This window comes from Nonomuraea sp. K271, from assembly GCF_009908215.1.
Lineage (GTDB): Bacteria > Actinomycetota > Actinomycetes > Streptosporangiales > Streptosporangiaceae > Nonomuraea > Nonomuraea longispora.
Genome location: NZ_JAAAHR010000374.1, coordinates 1 through 1,322, shown reverse-complemented (window position 1 = coordinate 1,322; position 1,322 = coordinate 1). Strand labels below are relative to the sequence as shown.

General features: G+C 67.7%; 1 protein-coding gene. It reads left to right on the top strand.

Annotated features, from left to right (window positions below; translation table 11 throughout):
- The first annotated feature begins 51 nt into the window (after nucleotides 1-51).
- A protein-coding gene (locus GUY59_RS47025) for an IS3 family transposase (RefSeq protein WP_138208852.1) occupies nucleotides 52-1,295 on the top strand; the annotation gives its coding sequence in 2 pieces (ribosomal slippage) (nucleotides 52-334 and nucleotides 334-1,295; 1,245 coding nt in all).
- Nucleotides 1,296-1,322 lie beyond the last annotated feature (27 nt).

The following is a 1,322-nucleotide window of genomic DNA, read 5'->3' as shown; positions in this document are numbered from 1 at the left end:
TGAATCGCCCCGGCTTCGGTGGAGACTTGATCTCTTGAGAGGATCGAGTCCATGCCAGGTAAGTCTCCCTACCCCGCCGAGCTGCGCCGTCGAGCGGTGCGGATGGTCGCCGAAGTGCGGCCTGATTACCCGACCGAGTGGGCCACGATCAACGCGGTCGCGGCCAAGCTCGGCATCGGCACCGCGGAGACGCTACGCACCTGGGTCCGTCAGGCCCAGATCGACGAGGGCAGCCGGCCCGGCCGCACCACGGATGAGTCGGCAGAGCTGAAGCGGCTTCGCCGGGAGAACGCCGAACTCCGCCGCGCCAACGAGATCTTGAAAGCCGCGTCGGCTTTCTTCGCGGCCGAGCTCGACCGGCCACACACGCACTCGTGACCTTCATCGACCAGCACGCCGACGTGTTCGGTGTCGAGCCGATCTGCCGTGTCCTGACCCAGCACGGCTGCCCCATCTCCACCAGCACCTACTACGCCGCCAAGAACCGGCCACCCTCGGCGCGGGCCGTGCGCGACGCCGAACTGGACGAACACATCACCCGCATCCACGCCGACAACTACGGCGTCTACGGCGCCCGCAAGATCTGGCATCAGCTGCAGCGCGAAGGCCACCAGGTGGCCCGCTGCACCATCGAGCGGCGCATGCGCGCCCTCGGCCTGCAGGGCGCCGGGCGCGGTAAGAAGGTGCGCACCACCGTGGCCGACCCCAGCCATGAGCGGGCGGCCGACCGCCTCCAACGCGACTTCACCGCGACTCGGCCGAACGCTGCCTGGGTGGCCGACTTCACCCACGTGGCCGCCTGGTGCGGTGTCGTCTACGTCGCCTTCGTGGTCGACGTCTACTCCCGGGCGATCGTCGGCTGGGCCGCCTCGCTGACCAAGCACACCACGCTCGTCCTCGACGCCCTGGACATGGCCCTGTGGCGGCGAGGGCGTATCGGCCGGCCGGTCGAGCCGGGGCTGATCCACCACAGCGATGCCGGCAGTCAATACACGTCTTTCCGGTTCACCACGCATCTGCTGACGGCCGGGATCGACGCCTCCGTCGGCAGCGTCGGCGACGCGCTCGACAATGCCCTGATGGAATCACAGATCGGCCTCTACAAGACCGAGCTGATCAAGCCCCGAGGACCCTGGCGCAGCCTGGCCGACGTCGAACTGGCCACCGCCGAATGGGTGGACTGGTTCAACGCCACCCGCCTGCACTCAGCGATCGGACACCTGCCACCAGAGGAGTTCGAAGCTCTCTACTACGCTCAACACCAGCCCAACGAACCCGCCGGAATCAACCGTTGAGGTCTCCATCAAAGTCGGGGCGCTTCA